The organism is Sphingomonas sp. SORGH_AS_0879 (assembly GCF_030819175.1).
GTDB lineage: Bacteria > Pseudomonadota > Alphaproteobacteria > Sphingomonadales > Sphingomonadaceae > Sphingomonas.
In genome coordinates this window covers 26,554-49,322 of record NZ_JAUTBJ010000001.1, presented here as the reverse complement: position 1 = coordinate 49,322, position 22,769 = coordinate 26,554, and the positions used below count along the sequence as shown (strand labels likewise).

Annotated in this window: 19 protein-coding genes and 7 pseudogenes; 13 read left to right on the top strand and 13 right to left on the bottom strand. The window is 63.4% G+C overall.

Annotation, left to right across the window (positions count from 1 at the left end; all coding sequences use genetic code 11):
* Positions 1 to 189: 189 nt before the first annotated feature.
* The 3 genes and pseudogenes from QE379_RS00250 to QE379_RS00240 all read left to right on the top strand — a co-directional run.
* Positions 190 to 1,239: a ParB/RepB/Spo0J family partition protein gene (locus QE379_RS00250; RefSeq protein WP_306996727.1), complete on the top strand. Its 1,050-nt coding sequence runs from the start codon at positions 190 to 192 to the stop codon at positions 1,237 to 1,239.
* Between the two features lie 82 nt (positions 1,240 to 1,321).
* Positions 1,322 to 2,521, top strand: coding sequence for a replication initiator protein A (locus tag QE379_RS00245; RefSeq protein ID WP_306996725.1), 1,200 nt, complete (start codon positions 1,322 to 1,324; stop codon positions 2,519 to 2,521).
* A 541-nt stretch (positions 2,522 to 3,062) separates the two neighbouring features.
* Positions 3,063 to 3,275: pseudogene (locus QE379_RS00240) on the top strand (DDE-type integrase/transposase/recombinase); the annotation flags it as partial.
* A gap of 218 nt (positions 3,276 to 3,493) precedes the next feature.
* Here QE379_RS00240 and QE379_RS19530 read toward each other — a convergent pair.
* The 8 genes and pseudogenes from QE379_RS19530 to rfbB all read right to left on the bottom strand — a co-directional run.
* Positions 3,494 to 3,694, bottom strand: a pseudogene (locus QE379_RS19530) (transposase domain-containing protein); the annotation flags it as partial.
* A 16-nt stretch (positions 3,695 to 3,710) separates the two neighbouring features.
* Positions 3,711 to 4,146 (bottom strand): annotated as a pseudogene (locus tag QE379_RS00235) (IS66 family transposase); the annotation flags it as partial.
* A gap of 47 nt (positions 4,147 to 4,193) precedes the next feature.
* A complete protein-coding gene (gene tnpB, locus QE379_RS00230; protein WP_306996723.1) occupies positions 4,194 to 4,535 on the bottom strand; it encodes an IS66 family insertion sequence element accessory protein TnpB in 342 nt (113 codons plus the stop codon).
* Entirely contained in the window at positions 4,532 to 4,864 is a 333-nt protein-coding gene (locus QE379_RS00225; protein ID WP_306996721.1) for a transposase, read from the bottom strand. The genes tnpB and QE379_RS00225 overlap by 4 nt, the downstream gene beginning before the upstream one ends.
* A 100-nt stretch (positions 4,865 to 4,964) precedes the next feature.
* Positions 4,965 to 5,831: pseudogene (locus QE379_RS00220) on the bottom strand (IS3 family transposase); the annotation flags it as partial.
* Positions 5,832 to 5,840: 9 nt separating this feature from the next.
* Positions 5,841 to 7,006, bottom strand: a protein-coding gene (locus tag QE379_RS00215; protein ID WP_373461696.1) for an IS3 family transposase whose coding sequence is annotated in 2 segments (ribosomal slippage) — positions 5,841 to 6,745 and positions 6,745 to 7,006 — 1,167 coding nt in all. Because the reading frame shifts where the segments join, the coding sequence is not laid out codon by codon here.
* A gap of 94 nt (positions 7,007 to 7,100) precedes the next feature.
* A pseudogene (locus QE379_RS00210) lies at positions 7,101 to 7,460 on the bottom strand (transposase); the annotation flags it as partial.
* A gap of 227 nt (positions 7,461 to 7,687) precedes the next feature.
* Positions 7,688 to 8,738 (bottom strand): annotated as a pseudogene (rfbB, locus tag QE379_RS00205) (dTDP-glucose 4,6-dehydratase).
* 173 nt (positions 8,739 to 8,911) lie between these two features.
* Between rfbB and QE379_RS00200 the strand changes: the two are divergent.
* The 10 genes from QE379_RS00200 (at position 8,912) to QE379_RS00155 (ending at position 16,839) form a co-directional block, all read left to right on the top strand.
* Entirely contained in the window at positions 8,912 to 10,015 is a 1,104-nt protein-coding gene (locus QE379_RS00200) for a DegT/DnrJ/EryC1/StrS family aminotransferase (RefSeq protein ID WP_306996719.1), read from the top strand.
* Complete coding sequence (locus tag QE379_RS00195) at positions 10,012 to 10,626, top strand: sugar transferase (RefSeq protein WP_306996717.1); 615 nt, start codon at positions 10,012 to 10,014, stop codon at positions 10,624 to 10,626. The genes QE379_RS00200 and QE379_RS00195 overlap by 4 nt, the downstream gene beginning before the upstream one ends.
* Before the next feature lie 34 nt (positions 10,627 to 10,660).
* Complete coding sequence (locus QE379_RS00190; RefSeq protein ID WP_306996715.1) at positions 10,661 to 12,310, top strand: HAD family hydrolase; 1,650 nt, start codon at positions 10,661 to 10,663, stop codon at positions 12,308 to 12,310.
* On the top strand, positions 12,310 to 12,585 hold the full coding sequence (locus QE379_RS00185) for a hypothetical protein (protein WP_306996713.1): 276 nt from the start codon (positions 12,310 to 12,312) through the stop codon (positions 12,583 to 12,585). Before QE379_RS00190 ends, QE379_RS00185 begins: the two co-directional genes overlap by 1 nt.
* The gene (locus QE379_RS00180; RefSeq protein WP_306996711.1) at positions 12,578 to 13,627 is read left to right on the top strand and encodes a ketoacyl-ACP synthase III; all 1,050 of its coding nucleotides are present in this window, start codon (positions 12,578 to 12,580) and stop codon (positions 13,625 to 13,627) included. The genes QE379_RS00185 and QE379_RS00180 overlap by 8 nt, the downstream gene beginning before the upstream one ends.
* Positions 13,624 to 13,854: a hypothetical protein gene (locus QE379_RS00175; protein ID WP_306996709.1), complete on the top strand. Its 231-nt coding sequence runs from the start codon at positions 13,624 to 13,626 to the stop codon at positions 13,852 to 13,854. Before QE379_RS00180 ends, QE379_RS00175 begins: the two co-directional genes overlap by 4 nt.
* A complete protein-coding gene (locus QE379_RS00170; RefSeq protein ID WP_306996707.1) occupies positions 13,847 to 14,578 on the top strand; it encodes an SDR family NAD(P)-dependent oxidoreductase in 732 nt (243 codons plus the stop codon). Before QE379_RS00175 ends, QE379_RS00170 begins: the two co-directional genes overlap by 8 nt.
* A complete protein-coding gene (locus tag QE379_RS00165; protein WP_306996705.1) occupies positions 14,579 to 14,962 on the top strand; it encodes a VOC family protein in 384 nt (127 codons plus the stop codon).
* 351 nt (positions 14,963 to 15,313) lie between these two features.
* Entirely contained in the window at positions 15,314 to 15,586 is a 273-nt protein-coding gene (locus QE379_RS00160) for a hypothetical protein (protein ID WP_306996702.1), read from the top strand.
* 41 nt (positions 15,587 to 15,627) lie between these two features.
* Entirely contained in the window at positions 15,628 to 16,839 is a 1,212-nt protein-coding gene (locus QE379_RS00155; protein ID WP_306996700.1) for a glycosyltransferase family 4 protein, read from the top strand.
* Here the strand turns inward: QE379_RS00155 and QE379_RS00150 are convergent.
* The 5 genes and pseudogenes from QE379_RS00150 to rfbA form a co-directional block, all read right to left on the bottom strand.
* The gene (locus tag QE379_RS00150) at positions 16,833 to 18,059 is read right to left on the bottom strand and encodes a hypothetical protein (RefSeq protein WP_306996698.1); all 1,227 of its coding nucleotides are present in this window, start codon (positions 18,057 to 18,059) and stop codon (positions 16,833 to 16,835) included. The genes QE379_RS00155 and QE379_RS00150 overlap by 7 nt on opposite strands.
* On the bottom strand, positions 18,056 to 19,318 hold the full coding sequence (locus QE379_RS00145) for a glycosyltransferase family 4 protein (protein ID WP_306996696.1): 1,263 nt from the start codon (positions 19,316 to 19,318) through the stop codon (positions 18,056 to 18,058). Before QE379_RS00145 ends, QE379_RS00150 begins: the two co-directional genes overlap by 4 nt.
* Positions 19,315 to 20,589, bottom strand: coding sequence for an O-antigen translocase (locus QE379_RS00140; RefSeq protein WP_306996694.1), 1,275 nt, complete (start codon positions 20,587 to 20,589; stop codon positions 19,315 to 19,317). Before QE379_RS00140 ends, QE379_RS00145 begins: the two co-directional genes overlap by 4 nt.
* Positions 20,586 to 21,716, bottom strand: a complete 1,131-nt coding sequence (gene rffA, locus QE379_RS00135; protein WP_306996692.1) for a dTDP-4-amino-4,6-dideoxygalactose transaminase — start codon at positions 21,714 to 21,716, stop codon at positions 20,586 to 20,588. The genes QE379_RS00140 and rffA overlap by 4 nt, the downstream gene beginning before the upstream one ends.
* 42 nt (positions 21,717 to 21,758) lie before the next feature.
* Positions 21,759 to 22,653, bottom strand: a pseudogene (rfbA, locus tag QE379_RS00130) (glucose-1-phosphate thymidylyltransferase RfbA).
* Positions 22,654 to 22,769: the final 116 nt, after the last annotated feature.

Here is a 22,769-nt window from a genome sequence, read left to right as displayed (position 1 = left end):
GAGGGCGCGTTTCGGGGCGGTGCCAGCCCGCTCCCCCACCCGGCCCCCCACACGGTATCCTGATGGGAGGCCGGGTGGGGGAGCGGGCTGGCACCGCAACATGCGTCACGACGCATGTTCAAAGGGATCAAGAATCCCCTCTTCCCCACACAGAGATGTTCTTGCAATGTTCTGCCGGGGAGGCATTCCATGGCGCGTAAACAATCCGACTATCTGGCGGCACTTCTGGCGGAGGAAGAGGGCGACGCCCCCTCCACGACCCCGGTCCGCGAGGCGCAGGCGGACCGCGTCCGCACCACCACGTTGCTGGGTCGCGAATCCGCACTGGCGCGGGTCGCCAGCGGCGAGGTGCGGCAGGTCACGCAGTTGCTGCTCGATCCGGCGCGTGTCCGGGTCTGGCCCGGCAATGCCCGCAACTATGACCTGCTGACCGAGGAACATTGCCGCGAACTGATCGACTCGATCATCGCGGAAGGGGGGCAGAAAGTCCCCGCCGTGGTCCGCCGGATCGAGGGCGACCCGGACCATGATTATGAGGTGATCGCGGGCACGCGGCGTCACTGGTCGATCTCGTGGCTGCGGGCGAACAGCTATCCCGACATGCTCTTCGTGGCGCAGGTCGCGAATCTGGACGACGAGGCGGCGTTCCGCCTGGCCGATCTGGAGAACCGCGCGCGCGCCGATGTGTCCGATCTGGAGCGGGCGCGCAATTACCTGTCGGCGCTGACCACCCATTATGGCAATCACCAGACGCGGATGGCCGAGCGGTTGAAGCTGTCCAAGGGCTGGCTGTCCAAGATGCTCAAGGTCGCCGCGCTCCCCGATGTCGTGATCGCGGCTTTCGCTTCGCCCTATGAGGTTCAGTTGAAGCCGGGCTATGCGCTGGCCCAGGCGATGCAGGACAAAGGGGAGGCCAAGGCGATCATCGGCGTCGCCCAGTATATCACGCGCCAACAGGTCGAGCGGCGTGAGGACGGCCTGCCCCCCATCCCGGCCAGCGAAGTCCTGCGCCGCCTGCTGACCGCGCGCAAGATGATGATGGGCGAGGATGGGGAGCCAGAGCGCTACCGCTATCACAATCGCTATGGCCGCGTCGTGCTGTCGGTTCAGTCGGCCAACCGCCAGGGCGTGACGGTGCGCCTCCATGCCGGTTCGGGTGCGGATGTCGAGGAAATTGTGAAGGCGTTGCGCGGTGCGCTGGCGCATCTCGAAGAGACGGGGCGGGGGCTTCAACCCTGATGTTTCCCCGGGGAAACACTGACGCGGCACCGCCCCCCTTTGCTATGTTTCCCCGGGGAAACATGCAGCGGGGTAACCGCGCATGAGCACCAAGCCCAAGGACGGCAGGTCCGAGCAGTTCGAGCTGTTCCTGCCCTATCTCGCCGATCTGCCGCTGCGCGATCAGCGCGAGATGATGGAGCGCCCTTTCTTCAGCCTGGCCAAGTCCAAGCGGGTCAAACCGATCGACTATCGTTCCCCCGACGGCAAGCTGTGGGTGCATGTGTCGGGCAATCCCGATTACGGTATGGCGACGATATGGGATGCCGACATCCTGATCTACTGCGCATCGATGCTGGCTGACATGGCCCGGCGCGGGATCAACGACGTACCGCGCAAGCTGCACCTGATGCCCTACGACCTGCTGCGCGCGATCGGGCGCCAGCCGACGGGACGCGCCTATGAGCTGCTCGGCCAGGCGCTCGACCGGCTGGTGTCGACAACGGTCAAGACCAATATCCGCGCCGAGAACCGGCGTGAGGCAACGTTCAGCTGGCTCGACGGCTGGACCCAGCTCGTCGACGAAAAGACCGAACGTTCGCGCGGGATGACCATCGAGCTGTCGAGTTGGTTCTATGAAGGCGTGCTGATGACGGGCGGGGTCTTGTCGATCGACCGCGCCTATTTCGACATTTCGGGCGGTCGCGAACGCTGGCTGTACAAGGTCGCGCGCAAACATGCGGGCGGAGCAGGAGAGGCAGGCTTCGCCATCTCGATGCCCACATTGTTCGAAAAGTCGGGCGCGGAAGGGCAATATCGCCGCTTCAAGTTCGAGATCGCCAAGATCGTCGAGCGCAACGCGCTGCCCGGCTATGCGCTGTCGCTCGAACATCACGAGGGGAAGCGCGAGCCCAGCTTGCGGATGCGTCGCCGAACGGAAGGGGAGGGGGGCGCGCCCTCCGCCCGCCCGAACGCTGGCCGTCCGAAACAGGCCAAGCGCCCCCACGATCCCGCTCCGACTGCGGCGACGCCCCAAGCCGCGTCCGAACCGGATGTCGACGTCACCTCGGTCATCCGGCGGAGCGTCAAGAGCCTGTCCAGCCGCGCGACCTTCGGCGAGATCACGGACGCGACACTGGCGCTGCTCCGGTCTGAATGTCCCGGCTGGGACTATCAGACCCTCCACGCCGAGTTCAAAGCCTGGGTCGAAGGCGATCCGGCCCGCACCCCCGCCAGCTATCAGAACGCCTTTATCGGCTATGTGCGTCGCTTCGACGCCAAGAACCGGCATCTGCTTCGCTGACGACAGGGGAGGGGCGCTGCCATCGTCTCGAGAGGTGGGGCCCCCGGCTGGCAGCCGTCACCGAATTTAGCTGCTAAATTTTGGTCGTGTCTTGGAACCACATGGAGCATCTCGCCTCTGTGCGTTCCCGATATATCGGTTGTCCGACGACCTTGCCGATCTTCCCGGAACGCAGGATGCCAGTTTGAACCTTGCCACGCACGATGCGCCAAAAACTGATTCAAGAAGACCCGCAATTTCATCGCGCAATCCGGCTTTTCGATATATCCGGAACGCATCTCGATACTACGGGAACGGTCCCGCGACACATCGGGAACGCCGGCCACGATATTCCGGGAACGGATGCTCGATATGTCAGGAACGCCGGGGTTGCTCGAAAGCGCCGAAATGCGGGAACTTTTTGCCTCAGGGTACCCGCTTAACCCTTTAATTCCTATCTAACGTTCTAACCATGGGAGATAAATTTTTTCCGAGTTTTCGAAGAGCTTGATCAGTTTTCTGTTTCAGCAGAAACGAAGCGATCTATCGGCACGGGTCGCGCAAGGTCCAGCGAACAAACGCGCTATGGTCAGTGGATTTCACCTGCGTCTCCACTTGGACGGGCTTCGGCTACGTGACGTTCGTCATCGACGCATTCGTCCGACGGATCGTCGGCTGGAAGGTCAGCGGCAGTCCTACCGCTGGCTTCGTGCTGGATGCACTGGAGCAAGCCATCCATGCCCGGCGCCCCACGGAGAAGGGCGCGCTCGTGCATGAAGTCAGACCGGCGCTGGTCGAGGAACTCGTCGAGGTAATCGAGACCGCGGCGGGTGAAGGCGGTGGTGGACCCGGCTTCGTCGTCGAGGCTGTCGATGACGCTGAGGCCCGCTTCTTCGGGCGCCATGTCCTGGGCGCGTTCCTCAATCACGTCGATGTCTACGTCGAAGTGTCTCGCCGCAAAGCGAGCGGTGAACACCATCGAGGGGGCCGCCATCAGGCGGCCTTCGCGACCGGGATCCGAGGCGTCCAGTTCCACGGCAGCAGTTCGTCGAGCCGCGTGGCGGGGTGGTCGGCAATGCGGGCGAGCACGTCGGCGAGCCAGGCTTGCGGGTCGACGGCATTGAGCCGCGCCGTCTGGATGAGCGTGTAGAGGATGGCGGCGCGCTGGCCGCCCCGGTCCGAGCCGCAGAACAGTCAGGCCTTGCGACCCGAGCGTCTCGGTCACGTCCTCGCCGAGCTTTGACAGGCGCGAGCCGCCGCAGGCCGGGCATGAGCACGGCGCCGGGATCACAACCCGCTCGCGCGGCAGGTGTTCTGGAAAGGGCTTCCTGACCGGCCGCTTGCGCTCGAACGGTGCGACGCTGGCGGTGTTGGCGGCGACCTCGGCGGTGAGGTCATCCTCGCTGGCGTCGGCCTCGAGATCCTCGAGCTGGAGCTCCATCTGCTCGAGCAGGCGGCGGCTGCGCTCGGCGCGCGCGCCATACTGCTCACGCCGGAGCCTGGCGATCTGCAATTTCAAGGTGCGCGATGACCGCCTCGATGGCGCTCTCGCGGGCGACTGCATGGGCGGCGCGCTCAAGCGCAGCGGCGAGCAGCGCCTTCAGCGCTTCGACATCGTCGGGAAAAGGCGAAATGACCGCTGCCACGCGGGAGAGTGAATCACCCCTGGCGTCCCCGCGCAAGCGATAATGGTCTATCCGGCGCTCGCCGGGCGCCAGCTATACTGCGGGTTCCGCCAGTCGATGCCCTCGAGCAGGCAGGCCAGCTGCGAGGCTGTCAGCGACACCACGCCGTCCTTCGCCGAGGGCCAGACGAACCGGCCCTTCTCCAACCGTTTGGCATAGAGCGACATGCCCAGGCCATCGTGCCAGATGATCTTCACCAGCGAGCCGATCCGGCCCCGGAACACGAACAGGTCGCCGCCATGCGGGTCGCGGTGGAGTTGCTGCTGCACCATGAGCGCCAGCCCCTGCATGCCCTTCCTCATGTCGGTGTGGCCCATCGCGATCCACACCCTGGCACCCGGCGGGATCATCGCAGCGCCTTCAGCGCCGCGGCCGCCAGCGCCGGTGACGCCGAGGCGAATATCCTCAGGCGGCCGCCATCGGGCAGATCGAGCACGGCCGCCACGACCGGCTCGGATACCGGCCGAGGCGCATCGTCCACGACCACCGCCGGCACGAACCTCGGCTCCGCCTGGCGAACCGCGGCACGGCGCCACTGGTAGATCAGGCTGCGAGCCACGTCATGCCGCCGGGCAACATCGCAGACCCTGGCACCCGAATGAAACGCTTCCGCCAGGATGCGCTCGCGCTGCTCGTCACTCCAGCGACGCCGACGCTCCGGCCCCCTCAATATCGTCATCTGCGCCATGGTCGGTACGGACGTCCTTACGTGCGGCTGTAAGGATCCCCTCTATCCCCGACCCGATCACAGCAAGGCGGCTCACGCCTGTTGTTGCCCCCTAATTGGCTGACAGAGCCTCGCGTGTTGTCGCGATGAACTCGCGGGGTGACCTGTAGCCGAGGGCGCGGTGTGGATGCACCTCATTATAGTGGTCGAGCCAAGCTGGTAGCTGCGCGATGACGGTCTGCGCGTCGGGCCTGGGGTTCACGCGGACGTAATCGCGCTTGAGGGTGCGGACGAACGCCTCGGCCATGCCGTTGGACCGCGGGCTGCTGACCGGGGTGGTGCGCGGCACCAGCCCGATGTCGCGGGCAAAGGTGCGGGTGTCGCGGGCGGTATAGCAGGTGCCGTTATCCGTTAGCCACTCGATTGGCTGGGGTACGCGGTTCACCCGACCGTAGCGGTGCTCGACGGTGGCGACCATCAGGTCCTGCACGTCCTGGGCGGTGATACCGCTCGTGGTTGCCACATGCCCCATGGCCTCGCGGTCGCAGCAGTCGAGCGCGAACGCGACGCGCACCTTTTCGCCGTTGTCACAGGCGATCTCCAGCCCGTCGGAGCACCAGCGAGTGTTGCGCTGGTCGACGGCGACACGACCGTCGTGACGGCGCTCCCCATGCCGTCCGCCGCCTCTTTGGAGCAGCAGTCCATGCACCTTCATGACGCGGTAGACGCGCTTGGGATTGGGAGCAGCGCGACCGGTCTGCTCAGCCTGGCGGCGCAGCAGGGCATGGACGCGGCGATAACCGTAGGTGGGCAGATCGGCGACAAGCACCCGGATGTCGGCGACCAGCTCGGCATCCGGCAATGGTGGCCGTCCGCGCGGTCGTGGCGGTGGTTGGTTGCGCATCGCAGACAGATGCGGGCGGGCGACGCCGAGCGCATCGGCTACCGCAGTCACAGAATGTCCCCGGTGTGACGTGACCCCGGTCTTTCATCCAGCGGCAACCAGAGACCGACCGTGGTTTTCGCGCATAAGCGCAGGTGAAGCAACGGGCGGGGTTAACCCCGCCCGTTGCTGTTCGAGCCCGGCAGCGAAGGCTGCCGGAGTGGCGTAGCCGAGCGAGGAGTGCGGACGCTCGTTGTTGTAGTCGTCGACCCAGCGGGCCAGAATCGAGCGGGCCTGACCGATGGTGAAGAACAGCGTCTCGTTGAGCAGCTCGTCGCGCATGCGACCGTTAAAGCTCTCGACGAACCCGTTCTGCGTGGGCTTGCCCGGCGCGATGTAATGCCACTCGATGCGGGCATCGCCGGACCAGGCGAGCACCGCGTTCGACGTCAGTTCGGTCCCGTTGTCGCTGACGATCATCTTCGGCCTGCCACGCTCGGCGATCAGATCGGCCAGCTCGCGCACGACCCGCCGGCCCGAGATCGACGTGTCCACCACCGCCCGAAGGCATTCGCGCGTGACGTCATCGACGATGTTGAGCACGCGGAACCGACGGCCGGTCACGAGCTGGTCGTGGACGAAGTCCAGACTCCAGCGCTGGTTGGGAAGCGCCAGCACTGACGCGGGCGCACGGCTGCCTGTGGCGCGCCTTCGTCCCTTCCGGCGCCTGACCGTCAAACCCTCCTCACGATAGAGCCGCTGGGTCTTCTTGCGGTTGATCGTGATGCCGTCCCGGCGCAGCAGGATGTGCAGACGCCGATAGCCGAACCGTCGGCGTTGCTGCGCCAGCTCGCGCAGCCGCGACCGCAGGTCGCCATCATCCGCCCGGCACGAGCGATACCGCATGCTCGTGCGGTCTGCCCCAACGACCGTGCATGCCCGCCGCTCGCTCATCCCCAGCGTCGCCTGGAGATGCGCGACCGCTTGCCGCTTCGCGGCGGGCGTCACCACTTTTTTGACAGCAGGTCTTTCAACCCCGCATTGTCCAGCATCGTGTCCGCCAGTAGCCGTTTGAGCCGGGCGTTCTCCTCTTCGAGCGACCGCAGGCGCTTTGCGTCGGATACCTCCAGGCCGCCGAACTTCGCCTTCCACGCATAGTAAGTCGCGCTCGACATCCCGTGCTTGCGGCACAGCTCCGTCACCACCGCACCCGCCTCGGCCTCCTTCAGGATGCCGATGATCTGCTCTTCCGAAAACTGCTTCCGCTTCATTCCGTCCGTCCCTTTAAGGAGACGGTCTCTACTTCCAGTTGGATGAAGAAACGGGGGTCACGTCACCGGGCAGTGAGGTCGAGCGCAAGAGCAGTTTTTTTGGGCCTGCGGCACGGGACACGGCCTCACGCAGCAGCTCGTTCTCCATGGCCTTCTTGCCGAGCAGCCTCTGCAGTTCGCGCACCTGCGCCTCCAGCGCCCGGTACTCGGACGCTGGCACCACCTCCTCGCCGGCTGCCGCGGCGGTCAGCGCACCCTGGTTCATCAGGCGGCGCCAGGTGAAGACCTGGCTGCCGCTGATGCCGTGCTGGCGGGCGACGAGCGACACGCTCATCCCCGGAAGATACGTCTCCTCGACGATCCGGACCTTCTCCTCCGGTGTCCACCGCCTCCGGCGCTGGACACCGGAGAGGACCTCGCCGTCATTGTAACGCCTGGTCGTACCGTCAGTCATATGCCTCACTCTTATCCAAGAGCGAGGCCCTGTCAGGTCATTTGAGGGGCCACCTCAACGCCGGATGCTCACACAATGCCCTTGCCGAAGGCATCAATGGCCTGTTCAAAGCCGAGGCCAGTCCACACGCCCTACGAAGCTATCTCCAAGGCATGACAGAACGAGCCCGACCGATTCACGTCAAAGCCCGCGGGCGTTCACGGATCGACCTTGTCACCATATCAGTGTCAAAGGACGCCCCGCCGTTCGACGGCCTCGCTATTTACCAGCGGTCGCCACCACCCTTCGTTGGCTAGAAACCAGCGAACCGTCTTCTCAATTCCGCTATCGAAGGATTCCTCAGGAACCCATCCCAGCTCGGGTGCGGATGCGTGAAGCATCGATGGCGTAGCGCTTATCATGGCCGGGGCGATCGACGACATGGGTGATCTGTCTTGCGTAACTCTCTCCATCCGCCCGCGGACGAAGCCGATCGAGTATCGCACAAAGGATCCTGACAACATCGACATTCTGTTTTTCGTTATGACCGCCGATATTGTAGGTTCGTCCCGGAACACCCTTTTCAAACACGGTTTGCAAAGCACGAACGTGATCCTCGACATACAACCAGTCGCGCACTTGGTCGCCCGCACCATAAATCGGCAAGGATTCGCCTACGAGTGCTTTGGCGATCATCAGCGGGATCAGCTTCTCGGGGAAATGATAGGGACCGTAATTGTTCGAGCAGTTGGTGATAAGTGTCGGCAACCCGAAAGTGTGTCCCCAGGCAGAGACGAGGTGATCCGAGCCAGCTTTCGATGCCGAATAGGGGGAGCGGGGATCGTAGGGTGTGTTTTCCGTGAAATACCCGTCCGCGCCGAGGGAGCCATAGACTTCGTCAGTTGAGATGTGGTGGAAACGAAATGCTGCCTGTTCGGTCGAATCCAGCCCGGCCCAATAGGCCTGGGCCTCCGCGAGCATGACATAGGTGCCCACGACATTGGTCTGTACGAATGCACCCGGACCATCGATCGAGCGGTCGACATGGCTTTCCGCGGCGAGGTGCGTGATGATGGTCGGGCGAAAATCAGCAATCGACGAACGCACCGCTTCCGCGTCGCAGATATCGCCCCTGACAAAACGATAGCGGTCGCTTGTTGCGACCGGAGCGACGGTCGTAGGCGATCCGGCATAGGTCAGCTTGTCGAAGTTGAGAACCTCGTAAGCTGTATGTTGGATCAGGTGCCGTACAAGGGCTGAACCGATGAAGCCGGCACCGCCGGTTACGAGAATGCGCATGACCGTTGCACTAGTTTGTGTCTTCATGTGGTGCAATCGTCGCGGACGATTGGCGTGCCGTTTTGGTTGACACCGGAAACGGACCGCCTAGGCAAACGGAGCATCGCCATTTGCTGGATTGTCCCCCCACTATGACTCAACGGTCGGACCGTATGTTCCTTTCCTCGCCGCACATGAGCGGTCGCGAGCAAAAGTATGTAGACGAGGTCTTCACGACCAACTGGGTCGCGCCGGTCGGCCCGATGGTCAACCGCTTCGAGCAGGATCTGGCCCGTTATACGGGCATCCCGCACGTCGCGGCGCTGTCGAGCGGGACCGCCGCGCTGCACTTGGCACTGCGCCTGAGCGGGATCGGCCAGGGTGACGCGGTATGGGGCGCGACGATGACGTTCATCGGCGGGGTCGCGCCGATCTGCTACCTGGGCGCCGTGCCGGTCTTTCTGGATATCGCGCGCAACGACATGCTGCTTGACCTGGACCTGTTGGAACAGGCGCTAGGGGAGGCCGATCGCGACGGTACGTTGCCGCGGGTCGTCATCAGCACCGACCTGTACGGCCACGTCGTCGATGGCGTGCGGATGCGCCGGCTGGCCGACCGATACGGCTTTGTCTGGATCGCTGACGCGGCTGAGGCTATGGGCGCATTCCGCCATGGCGTTCATGCCGGGGTCGGGGCTGATTTCGCGATCTTTTCCTTCAATGGCAACAAGATCATCACGACGTCGGGGGGCGGCGCGCTGGCATCGTCGGATGGCGATGCGATCGAGCGCGCCCGCTTCCTGTCGACCCAGGCTCGCGATCCCGCCCCGCATTACGAGCATACGACCTTTGGCTATAATTACCGTCTGAGCGGATTGTGCGCCGCGGTCGGGGTCGGGCAGCTTGAGGTGCTGGACGAGCGCGTCGCGGCACGTCGGCGCGTTCATGATCATTATCGCGCGCGACTGGGGGAAATGGACGGGTTCACGTTCAGCGACGAGCCTACGGACATGCGCGCCAACCGCTGGCTGACGACGGTGCTGATCGATCCGGTCGCGGCTGGGATCTCGTGCGAGGACGTGCGCCATGCGCTGGAGGCGGAACAGATTGAAAGCCGTCCGCTGTGGAAGCCGATGCATCTCCAGCCCGTATTTGCCGGTTGCCGTGCGCTGGGCGGCGACGTTGCAGCGCGGAATTTCGATCAGGGCCTGTGTTTGCCGTCCGGCTCGCAGATGACCGACAGCGACGTCGACCGCGTCGTCGACGTCATCCTGTCGCTGCGGCGACCAGCATCATGATGAAGCGGCTGTTCGATCTGGCTGTGGCGTCGCTGTGCCTGATCCTCTTTTCGCCGATAATGCTGGTGCTGGCGGTCATGATCGCGCGGCGTATGGGAAGACCGGTGATCTTCGCGCAGCAGCGTCCGGGACTGGGTGGTCGACCGTTCCGCATGTATAAATTCCGTACCATGAACGATCGGCGCGACGCCGACGGCATGTTGTTGCCGGATGGCGAGCGCCTGACCAGGCTGGGACAGTGGCTGCGCAGTTCCAGCCTCGACGAGCTGCCTGGACTTTGGAACGTCCTGCGCGGCGATATGAGCCTGGTCGGACCGCGCCCGCTGCTGATGGCCTATCTGGATCGCTACAGCCCGGAACAGGCGCGCCGTCATCTGGTGCGACCGGGCATCACCGGCTGGGCTCAGGTGAATGGCCGCAATGCGTTGACATGGAAGCAGAAGTTCGAGTTAGACACTTGGTATGTCGATCACCGCTCCTTCTGGCTTGACCTTCGCATCCTAGTGATGACCGTCACGCGCGTGATCCGGCGTGACGATATCAATGCCGCAGACGCAGCGACGATGCCGGAATTTCTGGGCGAGCAGGAGCTGCCGCCAGCGGGCCATTAACGCGGGCAGCATTCCTTTTCCGTCCGGACGGCGGGTGCCGATCGGACATCTATCTCCTCTTCTTTTTCAACAAGGTTTTTCCGTGTCCAAGCACCTATCGATCGAATTGGCGGGTGACATCATCACGCAACCGCTCGGCCGGCTCGGGCGGGCGCTTGAGGGGATCGATGTGAGCGTGCGGCACCACGACATCGACCAGCACAGTCAGGTTCTGATCGATGAGAGTCGAGCCGACGTTCTGATCCTTCATGCGGGACTGTCCCATTTCCTGCACGACGGCAACATAGAGGCAGCAAGCGAGCAGATGGCGCAATATTGTGAGCTGCTGGCCAGGGCCGCGGCTCGGGGATCGACGCTGATTGTCGTCAACAATCTGCTGGCGGTTCCTGGTCAGCGGATCGTCGGGATCGATGGGCTGAAGCTGGCCGATGGAATTGCGACGCTCAATCAGATGCTGACGCGCTGTGCGGAGAGCCATCCGATGCTCTCGGTCGCCGATCTCGCCGGGGTCGTAAGCCGGGTCGGGACCGATCGCGCGATCAGCATCCAGAATGACCTGGTCATGCGGATGCCCTATACCCAGCATGTCCTGCCCGCGATCATAGCGGAATATGCCCGCATCGTCCGCGAACGCTTCGTGCCGCGCAAGAAGGTGGTAGTGCTGGACGCGGACAACACGCTCTGGGGCGGGGTGATCGGGGAAGATGGGGTGGACGGTGTCGAGATCGGCAGCGAATATCCCGGTATCGTGTACCAGCGTTTCCAGCAACAGCTGCGCGCGTTGCGTGACAGTGGCGTCCTGCTGGCGATGGTATCGAAAAACAATCATGGCGATGTCGCCGAACTGTTCGCCAAGCGCGCGATGCCGCTGGCGCTGTCGGATTTCACCGCGACCCGGATCAACTGGGAGCGCAAGAGCCAGAACATCGCCTCGATCGCGCAGGAGCTGAACGTCGGCGTCGATTCGATGGTATTCATCGACGACAATCCGTTCGAGTTGGAGGAGGTCGGCCGGTCGCTGCCCGGGGTGTCGGGGCATCGTTTCGATGGGGGTAGGGCTGCGGACGCGCTGGCGCTGCTTGGAACCATAACCGACCTGGGCTGCTGGTCGTTGACCGCCGAGGACCGAGCCAAGTCGCAGCAATATGACCAGGAGGCGCAACGGCAGACGATCGCGCAGTCTGCTGAGACGATCGAGGACTATATCCGCTCGCTCGATATCCGCATCGAGGTCGGATTGAACCGCACCGCACAGGTGAAGCGGATCGCGCAGCTGACCAACAAGACCAACCAGTTCAACCTGACGACACGGCGGTGTAGCGAGGCGGAGATGCTGGCGCTGATGCAGCGCGCCCATGTCTATGATTTCCGTGTCATCGATCGTTTCGGTGACATGGGGATCGTCGGCGTGGTGATTGTAGCCGACGGGATGATCGATACATTTCTGATGAGCTGCCGCGCGATTGGCCGGAGGATCGAGCAGGAGATGCTGCGCCATGTTTGCGAACAGGAGGAAGGGGCGGTAAAGGGCGTCCTTATACCGACGGCCAAGAATGGGATGGTGGCGGATTTCTATACGGATAACGGCTTTACGTTCGCTGACGAAGCGGAGGGGATACGTTATTTTCAATATGCAGGCGGTCCGCGTGTTTCGGCACCGCTGACAATCAAAAAGGTGGATTGATGTCGGAACTGCCCGAGTTGCTTCATTCGGTATGGGCGCGTGTCGCCGCGGACATCGAGCCGCCGCTCGATCCCGAGGTGTATGATGACCTCAACGTGATCGATAACGTGGACTCCTTCACCATCGTCAACTTGTTGCTGGAAACCGAAGTCGCGATCGAGCAACAGACGGGTACCTACGTCACCCTGGCCGACGAAACGATCTTCGATGCGGCGAAGTCGCCGCTGCGACGCTGGGCGGACTGGGTCGCCTATGTCGAGGCGCGTCGTGGCTGAGGCAGAGCGCGCAGAGCTGCGTTTCGACAAGGCGCGGATCGCCGGAATCGTCACCACCGTCGGGGACCGTTGTGTCGAATTCGCGGCGGAGCGGGAGCGGTTTGGTTTGGGAGAGGGCGAGGCAGATCGCCTGCGGCGTGCGATCGGTCTCGATCGGCGACAGGTGGTATCGGGCGCGCAGACGACGACTGATTTGTGCGCACAGTCCGCGCGGGCCGTGCTTGCCGGTTGCGGGGTCGATCCGACAGCGGTGCAGGGGTTGATCCTGGTGACGCAGTCACCGGACCATGCCGCGCCATCGTCGGCGATCTCGCTCCAGCACCGGCTGGGGCTGCCGGTGACCTCGATGGCATTTGACATGCGGCTGGGCTGTAGCGGCTTCGTCTATGGTCTTGCGGTCGCGTTCGGGTTGGTACAGGCCGGGTTGAACCGGGTGCTGTTGTGCGTCGGCGATGTCGCAAGCCGTTTCATCGATGCCGACGATCATGCGATCGCGCCAATCATGGGCGATGCGGGCGCCGCGATCCTGATCGAACGCAAGGACAGCGATAGCTGGTTCCAGCTCTATTCGGACGGATCGGGCGCACGGGCGCTGATGATCCCCAACAGTGGCTTCCGGAATGTGCCCGAGGATGAAGGCAAGCCCGCGCTGATGCATATGGACGGCGCGGCGGTGTTCAACTTCACCCTTCAACGCGTCCCCGGCATGATGACCGACATCCTGGCCTTCGCAGGCAAGGAAATGGACGCGATCGACCAGTTCGTCCTGCATCAGCCCAACAAGTATATCCTGACCAACTTGCAGAAGCGTATGAAGATACCCGCGGACAGGATCAGCATGTCCACCCAGTCGCGCTATGGCAATCAGAACGCCGCCTCGATCCCCGGTACGATTTCCGGCTTTTTGTCGTCGCACTATGCAGAGGGCAAGGTCACTTCGCTCTTCGCTGGCTTCGGCATCGGGCTGAGTTGGGGTGCATGCGTATTGGAAACCGACAGCATCTACGCCCCGCCGACCCAGACCTATTCCGGAGAAGAATGATGACAAAGGACGAATTCCTGCAGGCCGTCGGCGATGTCATCGAGACCGAGCAGCCGTTGGAGGCGGGCCGCGATCTGGCCGATTATCCGAACTGGGACTCGCTGGGCATCCTGTCGCTGATCGACCTGTTCGAGGAAATGGGCGTCACCGTCGATCTGGAGGCACTTGCCGCGTTGAAGACCACCGACGATCTCGTGGCGTTGGCCGGATCGGCGATCGATGGCTGATCCCGAGGCGGCATCGCCCCATGCCGTTGTTGTCGGCGCGTCGAGCGGGATCGGTCTTTCGGTCGCGCAGCGGCTGGCGGAACGCATGCCCGTTACGGCGCTGGCGCGGCGTGTCGAACGGTTTGGGACGGCGGGCCATGACGGCATCATCGGGCTGTTCTGCGATGTGGACGACAGCGCCAGCATCGATGCGGCGTTGACCCAGGCCGTGGCCGAACGGGGCAAGATCTCGGCCTTGGTCTATTGTGCGGGCGCGCAAGTCATCAAGCCGATGCGTGCGATGAAGCCCGCGGAGATCGACCGGGTGATAGACGTGAATATCAAGGGTGCACTGCACGTTGCCCGGCACATGGCGAGCGCGCGCATCGCACAGGCGGATGCGGTATTCTGCGGGGTTTCATCGATTGCGGCCACGCGGCCTGAGCCGGGGATCGTCGCCTATGCCGCGGCGAAGGCGGCGCTGGACGCGATGATCAAGGGGCTGGCGCGTGAACTGGCGCCGCGCCGTTTCGTCGGTGTCGCGCCGGGCTGGCTCGATACTGAGATGACGCAGTCGCAGGCGCATATCTACAACGCCCAGTTTCGCGAGGAACTGGAGAAGCGTACCCCGCTGGGCATCACCTCGGTGCAGGCGGTGACCGATCTGATCCTGTACCTGCTGTCGCCAGCGGCCGGCTCGATCACGGGCCAGATCGTGACTATCGACGGCGGGGCCTCGCTCTAGATGTATTTGCACCATGTCGGATATGTCGTGCGCGACATCGAGGCCTATGCCCGCGGCCTGCCCGGGCTGGAGCAGGTGCGGATGGTCGAGGATCCGCTGCAACAGGCGCGGCTGGCACTCTATGGTGTCGGTGGATCGGCCGCCCCTTATGTCGAACTGATCCAGCCGCTGACCGCCGAAGCATTCACTTGGCAGCATATCGACCGCGTAGGGGAAGGGCTGCACCATATTTGTTACGGTGGCCTCGACGAAGCGGGCGTTATGGCGGTGATTCGCGAGCGGCGTATGCTCAAGGTACGCGGTCCCATCCCTGCGGTTTTGTTCGGGCGGGACGTGATCTTCGCCGTGACGCAGAAGAAGGCGATCGTGGAGTTCGTGTTGTGAGCAGGATCGCGTTCATGGGCGGCAGCGGTTTCGCCAAGGAGGCGTATGAGATCGCGCTTCTATGTGGTCATCGGGTGGTGGGCTATACCGGGCTAACGCCGGGCGTCATCAACGCGCCCTATTGGGGAACGGGCGACGCGCTGCTCGACCATCGCGCTGACTTCGACTCCGTTTTCATCGCCTTTGGCGCGGTGAACCGGAGCTCGTTGGAAGTCAGGCGTGATGCGATCGCCTGGGTGGATGGCAAGGGATTGGTTCTGGAGACGCTGGTGTCGCCCCGTGCCACGATCTCGATGGGGGCCTCGATCGCGGCGGGCGCCTTTGTCGCGCATGGCGCGGTAGTCAGTGTCGATGCGTGCCATCGACCGATGCGCTATCCTGAATACCAGCGTGATCGTCGGGCACGATGCGACGATCGGTGTCGGTGCGATCCTCGCCCCCGGCGCGTTTGTTGGCGGGGCCGCAGCGGTCGGCGACCATAGCCTGATCGGGCCTGGCGTCATCGTGCTTGAGGGGCGGCGTATCGGTTCCTTTGTCGTGGCGGGGTTGGGTAGTACGGTCGTGCGATCGGTCGCGGATGGCGCGACGGTGATGCCACAACGCAGCCGGGTCCTGAACGGCTGACGCCGTACTCCCCTGCCATCTCAGCCAGCGGCGAAAGAACGATGCGGATACTTATTCTCACGCAGTGGTTTCAACCCGAACCGCATTTCAAGGGTCTCGAATTCGCCAACGCCTTGCGTGACCTGGGGCATGAGGTCGAGGTGCTGACGGGCTTTCCCAATTATCCCGGGGGCACGGTCTATCCCGGCTATCGCATCCGGCTGGTGCAGCACGAGACGATGAACGGGATCTCGGTGACGCGCGGATATCTGTTCCCCAGCCACGATCAGTCCGCGCTGCGGCGGATCGCCAATTACGTGTCCTTCGCTGCGTCGACGACGCTGCTGGCGCTGACGCGGCGCAAGCCGGACGTCGTGTATGTCTATACGCCACCCATGACCGCGGCGCTCGCCGCGGTGGTGCTGCGGCTGTTCCGCCGCGTACCTTTCGTGTGCGATATCCAGGATCTGTGGCCCGACACGCTGGCCGCCACGGGGATGGTCAACAATCGCCGCATCCTGGCCGCCGTCGGCTGGTGGACGACGTTCGCACTGCGTCGCGCGGCGCGGATCGTCGTGTTGTCCAATGGTTTCAAGCGTCGCTTGCTGGAGCGGGATATCTCCACCCCGGTCAGGGTCGTGCCGAACTGGGCTCCACACGAAATCGTCGCTGGCGCTCGGCACGTGGCCGCCCGCCTTATTCCAGAGGATGGCGTGTTCACGATCCTCTTTGCCGGAAATATGGGCAGGGCGCAGGCGCTGGATACCGTGATCGAGGCGGCGCGGATCCTGCGCGACCGGGCGGTGCCCATCCGCTTCGTCATGGTGGGCGGCGGGGTCGAGGTGGAGCGGCTGAAGGAACGCGCGGGCGACCTGCCCCCCGATAGGATGGTGTTCCATCCCGCCCGGCACCCGTCGCAGATGAGCGATCTGTTCGCCGCAGCCGATGCGCTGCTGGTTCATCTGCGCGACGATCCGTTGTTCGATATCACGATTCCGTCGAAGACCCAGGCCTATATGGCGATTGGGCGGCCTATCCTGCTCGGGGTACGCGGCGATGCGGCCGCGATGGTCGAGGAGGCGGGCGCAGGCCTGATCTTCCCGCCGCAAGATGCCTCGGCGCTGGCCGACGTGGCGCAGCGACTGGCGGCGATGCCCGCTGCCGAACGTGCGGCCATGGGGGTGGCCGGGCGTCGTTTCTATGACGAGCGGCTGGCCTTTTCGATTGGCGTGGTCGCGATCGCGGAGGAGTTGGCCGCAGCCGCCGGTCAGTAAGAAGGGGCGTGACGCGGCACGGGTAACGCAAGGGGACGTTGCCTGCGCTGAATATCGACGATGGTCGCAGCGATTAACAACAACAATACGATATTGGCGCGGTTGGCCGTGAAGGCCGGACCTCCCAAGGATGCCCCGATCGTGAATAGAATCAGCATCACCAGGAAACGGCCCTGATCCATCGCACGGTGCCGCCAGCCGTGGATCAGTAAGGCGAGCAGGGCAATCACAAATCCCCCCAGCGCGACGATGCCCCCCTGATAGAAAAATTCCAGGAAGCCGTTGTCGAGCGGTAGATGCGACCCCAGCCCGCGTCCCAGCGGCCAATCTCCGACTTCGAAAAGCGATTGGAACAGGATCGAAACCTGACTGTCGGCCTGTCCGAAGCGCCCTGCGGTCAAGGCCGAAAACAAGCCTCCGGTATAATAGAGCGCAACCAGCGAATCGACATAGTCCGGATTGTAGCGGACGAATAGCGGTGGCACGATAAGCATCGTCGGCAGTGCAATGGCCAGTACCAGCCAGAAGGGGATCACGCCGATCCAGATTGCCAGAGCCGCCGAACAAACGATTCCAACGACGATGAAGTTTTTCGACAGGCTGAGGCCCCCGCCAGCCATGATCAATACCAGTAAGCCGACGAGCAGCAGCTTGTTCACCCTGGCATATTTCCAACAGAATACGAGTGCCATCAGGGCAACCGAATAGAATACCCCGGCTTCGAGCGGCTGGTTGAAAATGCCCGAGAAGCGCCCGATTTCCTGCGCCTGGGTCCAGACCGAATCGTCCTCGGTACGAACCCATAAGGTCATGACGGTCAGGATGCGCGGCGAGGCAAGGGCGCCCAGGGCAGCCAGGCTGGCGACGCCGGCGCATCCTGCGGCCGACAGCGCGCTATACAAGGTTGCATTCGGAGTCCGCGACAACAGCGCGGGAAAGCTGAGCAGCGCAACGACGGGCAAAGTGACGCGGATCATCGAGAAAAGCCCACTGGTCGCCAGCCCGGTCTGCCAGGACAGTCGGCTTGATACCGCCAGCGCGATCAGGCTGACGATTAGCGGGATGCCCCAGATGAATGGCCCGGCATGTTGACGGCGGGCCATGAAGAGGGCGGGGATCGTCAGAATCGGAACGGCGAGCTGGTCGACGCGCACTCCGCCAGGCAGGTACGGCATCAACGCCGACAACGTTATGAGCAGGGGAATGATGATGGCAGTCACGAACGCTCGTCCCTGAATGATTGGTCGCGTCGGCTCGCGAAGGCTTGGTCGGGATGAAGGCGATCGTGCAACGCCAGAAGCGGCAGGCCGACGAACAGGCGCAGGGTGGTCGCGACGTCCAGCAACCGCGGCGTTGCCACGGCCTGATCGGCCAGCCGGATCAAGCCTGCCGCGGTATGTGCGACGGAAAATTCCTGAGCCTTGTCCGCGCAGGCGGTGGCGATCGCACGGCGCTGGTCTCGGTCGGCGAACGCCGCGCGGACCAGATCGGCCATCGGGCGAAGTGGCAGATCGGCTCCCAGCTCGTTATAGGAAAAGCCGCTGATGTCGCTCAGGAAGCCATAGCTGAGCGGCTCTTCGATCGACTCCACCCCGACCATGGCGGGCAGGCCTGCTGCGGCCGCCTCGATCAATGCGGTGCCGCTGCCGACGAACAGGTCGGCCCCGTCCCAGATCGAACCCAGCCGGTCATAGGCGACCCGGCCGTGGAGCCGCACCCGATCGCCGATACCCAGCATCTGGGCCTGCGCCCGAAGGGCTTCGCGCTGGTTTCCTTCGCCATAGATGTCATATTGGAGATCGGGAAATTCGGAGAGGAGCTCCGGCATGATGGCGATGATGTGCCGGTTATACGTTTTGAACCGTTCCAGATTACCGACCGATACGATCCGATATCCCTCCCGTGGCGGCAGGCCGGCTGGCAGGGGGGCGACGTCGATGCCGATCGGCAATAACGGCGAGGATCGGTAATCGGGACGATCATGGAAGCGGACATAATTGTCCCGGCTGACCTCGTTGAAGAAGACGAGGTTTTCGGAAGGCAGGCGCCGGAACAGCGCCAATAGCTCCGCCGCAAAGAAATGGTGTGCGCGGTACAGAAACTCGTTCTGGTGATAAATGCCTGCCGTGACCCGGAATTCGGGTCGGTGACGGGCCAGTCGCGCGGCCACGATCAGGCCGAACGCACCCATGGCATGAAGGGTTGTCCCGAACGGCGCAAGCGCATCGCCGAGCCGATTCCAGGCGATCGGCGCGACGGCACCGAGCTGTCGCTGCAGGAGGTGGCCGCGATCGTGCTGGAATGATGCCAGGTCGAACAACTCAGCATGCCGTGCCAGCTCGCGCGTCAGGCCGATATCGCCACCCGGGCGAAGCACCAGTACGGCACAGCGTCGGTTCCTCGCCTTCATCGCCGCGCACGTCCGCACGAGGAAGGTCGTCCCCCCGTTCATCTCCAGTACGTTGGCAACGAAGATCATCGGCGGACATATTCCCGAAGCGCGATGAGCGTGATCGCGAAATAGATGCCATAGGTCAGCGCATAGGCCTGCGCCACTTCGCGCAGGCCGTAACCGGCGTGCAGTGCCAGCAGAGTGAACAGCAGGTATAGACCGCACTGTGTCAGCTCGGCGATAATGTGAATCTTGAGCGCGGCCTTGGCGATGCCGAGGAAACCGACGACATAGGAACAGACGCGTAAGGTATCGCCCAGCAATTGCCATCCGAGGACTTTTTCCATCGGCTGGAATGCGTCGGAAAAGAGCAGCGGCACGATGATCGGCCGGGCGAGATACACCAGGGCCGCACAGCCCGCGAAAGTCGGTCCTACAATCCGCAGGGCCCTGACGACCGCAGCCCCGGCCTGGCGCCGATCGGAAATCGCGGAGAGGCGCGGCATGTGGCTGGTCGCCAGGAAAACCGTATAGAAGCCCATGATCGCTCCCGACAGCCGGGTCAGTCCTTGCCAGATACCGGTGCTGGCGATGTCGAGATGCCCGGTCAGTTGCGTCCGGATGATAATTTCGGTCATAGGAAAGGCGATCGCAGATATTGCGCTGATGCCGGTATAGCGCAACAGCCGCCGGATGTCGCCGCGCTCCATGCGTGGCCGGGCAAGCGCGAGCAACCCGCGGCGATAGGCGATGATGACCGCCGGGATCGCGGTGCTGGCGGCGACGGCGAGCAATGCGACCGCCGCGCCAGCGACACCGCCAAGCCGGATCAGGCCGAATGCAACCGGAACCGCGCCCAGATAGCCGGCAACGGTGATGATCGCGAAATCGACGGGGCGACGCTGGCCGTTGACTGTCGCGACGACCGCCCCTCCGACGAAGCATAGGAAGTGCGCAACCCCGACCAGCGGGATGATCCATGCCATGCCGCCATGACCGAACAGGATCGACGCGAGCGGGCGCGCTGCCACCAGCGTCGCGACCATCACGATCGCGCTGGCCACCAGTCCGAACAGCGTGGCGCTGCCCAGGAACTTGGTCAGGCGTGCGAGGTCAGAATGATATTCTGCGACATATTTGGTGATGCCGTTCATGATACCGCCGCCCGCGAAGACGGTCATGATGGTCGCGACGCTCATCAGATTGCCGAGCAGGCCCAGCCCTGCGGGGCCGACGATCACCGCGATGAACTTGATGACCAGCAGGTTGACCGCCATCCGCATCCCATGCGCCAGCGCGGCCGCCGCGGGCGCGGCGAGCCTTTGGAACAGGGCCGGATGGAGGCGGCGACGGATCATGCCGTCAGGATGCCCAGCACCTCTTCGGCCACCCGGTCCGCCTGCGCCTCCGTCATGTCGGCGAACAGCGGCAGGCGCACGATCGTATCGGTGTAATGGTCGCTGTTGGGCAAGGAACGCCCGTCATGGAAGCGGTGGAAATAGGGGCTGCTATGCAGCGATAGATAATGTGAGGCGGCGCTGATACCGGCCGTGCGCAGTCCGTCGATCAATCGCTGTCGCTGTTCCAGGTCGGCGCAAACGAGATAGAACATGTGGGCATTGTTGGTCGCCCATTCCGGGAGCCGCGCGGTCCGTACGCCACAGGCGCCGACCTGCGTCGACAGCGCGCGATCATATCGCGTCCAGATGGCGCGCCGTCGCGCTTGAATTTCGTCCAGCCGTTCGAGCTGCGCGAGCAGATAAGCGGCGAGGACATCGGAGGGCAGGAACGACGAACCGATGTCCACCCAGCCATATTTGTCCACTTCGCCGCGGAAGAAGGCTGAGCGATTGGTTCCCTTTTCACGGATGATTTCGGCACGTTGCTGCATGGCCTCGTCCCGAACCAGCAGCAGTCCTCCTTCGCCGGCGCTGATGTTCTTGGTATCGTGAAAGGATAGGGCGCCGAGGTCGCCGATCGTGCCTAGGGGGCGCCCGCGATGATAGGAATCGATCGCCTGTGCGGCATCCTCGACGATTGCGATTCCGTGACGGCGGGCGATGTCGCCGATCCGGTCCATATCGCAGGCGACGCCGGCATAATGCACCACGACGATGGCCTTGGTACGTGGCGTGATGAGCGCCTCGATCGCGTCCGGCGAAATATTGGGATCGTCGACCCCGCTGTCGGCAAAGCGTAGCATCGCCCCGCGCAGTACAAAGGCGTTAGCGCTGGAGACGAAGGTAAACGACGGCAGGATCACCTCGTCGCCCGGCCCGATATCCAGCAGAAGGGCCGTCATTTCCAGCGCGTCCGTGCAGGACGTCGTTAGCAATGCGTGCCCCAAGCCCATCGTCCGAAACGCTTCGTGACAGCGCTTGGTGAACGGGCCATCGCCCGAATGCTTGTTCCCACGCAGGCATTCGGCGACATAGTCCAGCTCACGCTGTCCCACTGATGGCTTGTTGAACGGAATGGTCCTCATTCACCGATCTTTCGAAGCAAGTCTTTGCAAAGGGAGGGCGCGTCAGCCGTTCGCGGCATGCGAGTGGCTGGCGGCGAGATCGAGCAGATATTGCCCATAGCCGGTTTTTCGCCAATGCTTGTCCGGTTTGCGCGAGGGTCGCGATATCCAGCCAGCCATTGCGCCAGCCTATTTCTTCCAGACAGGCGATCATCGCGCCTTGGCGGTTCTGCACCGTCTCTACGAAATGGGCTGCGGCCAGCAGATCGCCATGTGTGCCGGTGTCCAGCCATGCAAATCCACGACCGAGCAGGCTGACCTTGAGCGCGCGCCGATCCAGATACGCCTGAAGAACGCTGGTGATCTCCAGCTCGCCCCGCGCACTCGGCGTGACGGACCGGGCTGCTGCGACGACTTCGCTGTCGAAAAAATAAAGGCCCGTGGCCGCGAAATGGCTACGCGGAATTTCCGGCTTTTCCTCGATCGATAGAACATGGCCCAGTTCGTCGAACTCGACGACGCCGAACTGGCGCGGATCCTTGACCTGATAGGCGAAGACCGTTGCTCCCTCGGTCGTGGCGGCCGCCGCTTCCACGATCTGGCGCAAGCCCTGACCGTAGAAGATGTTGTCGCCGAGCACCAGCGTGACTGGCGCGCCATCGATGAACTCCTCGCCGATCAAAAACGCCTGCGCCAGTCCGGCAGGGGTCGGTTGGATGGCATAGCTGATCCGAACGCCGAACTGCTCACCATTTCCCAGGACGCGCTGATAACTCGCGATGTCGGCCGGCGTGGTGATGACCAGGATATCCCGAATGCCAGCAAGCATCAGCACCGACAGAGGGTAATAGATCATCGGCTTGTCATAGATCGGCAGAAGCTGTTTGCTGATCCCCAGGGTCGCCGGATATAATCGGGTGCCGGTACCGCCGGCCAGAACGATCCCTTTGCGATGCAAGTCGCATACTCCTTGTCGTTAGATGCCCGGTCATCGATCGTAGAGGCCCGTCGCGGGGCTCTGGCTCAATCGCGTCAATCTGTCCAGTTGCCCAGACGATATCCGAGGGCGGATTG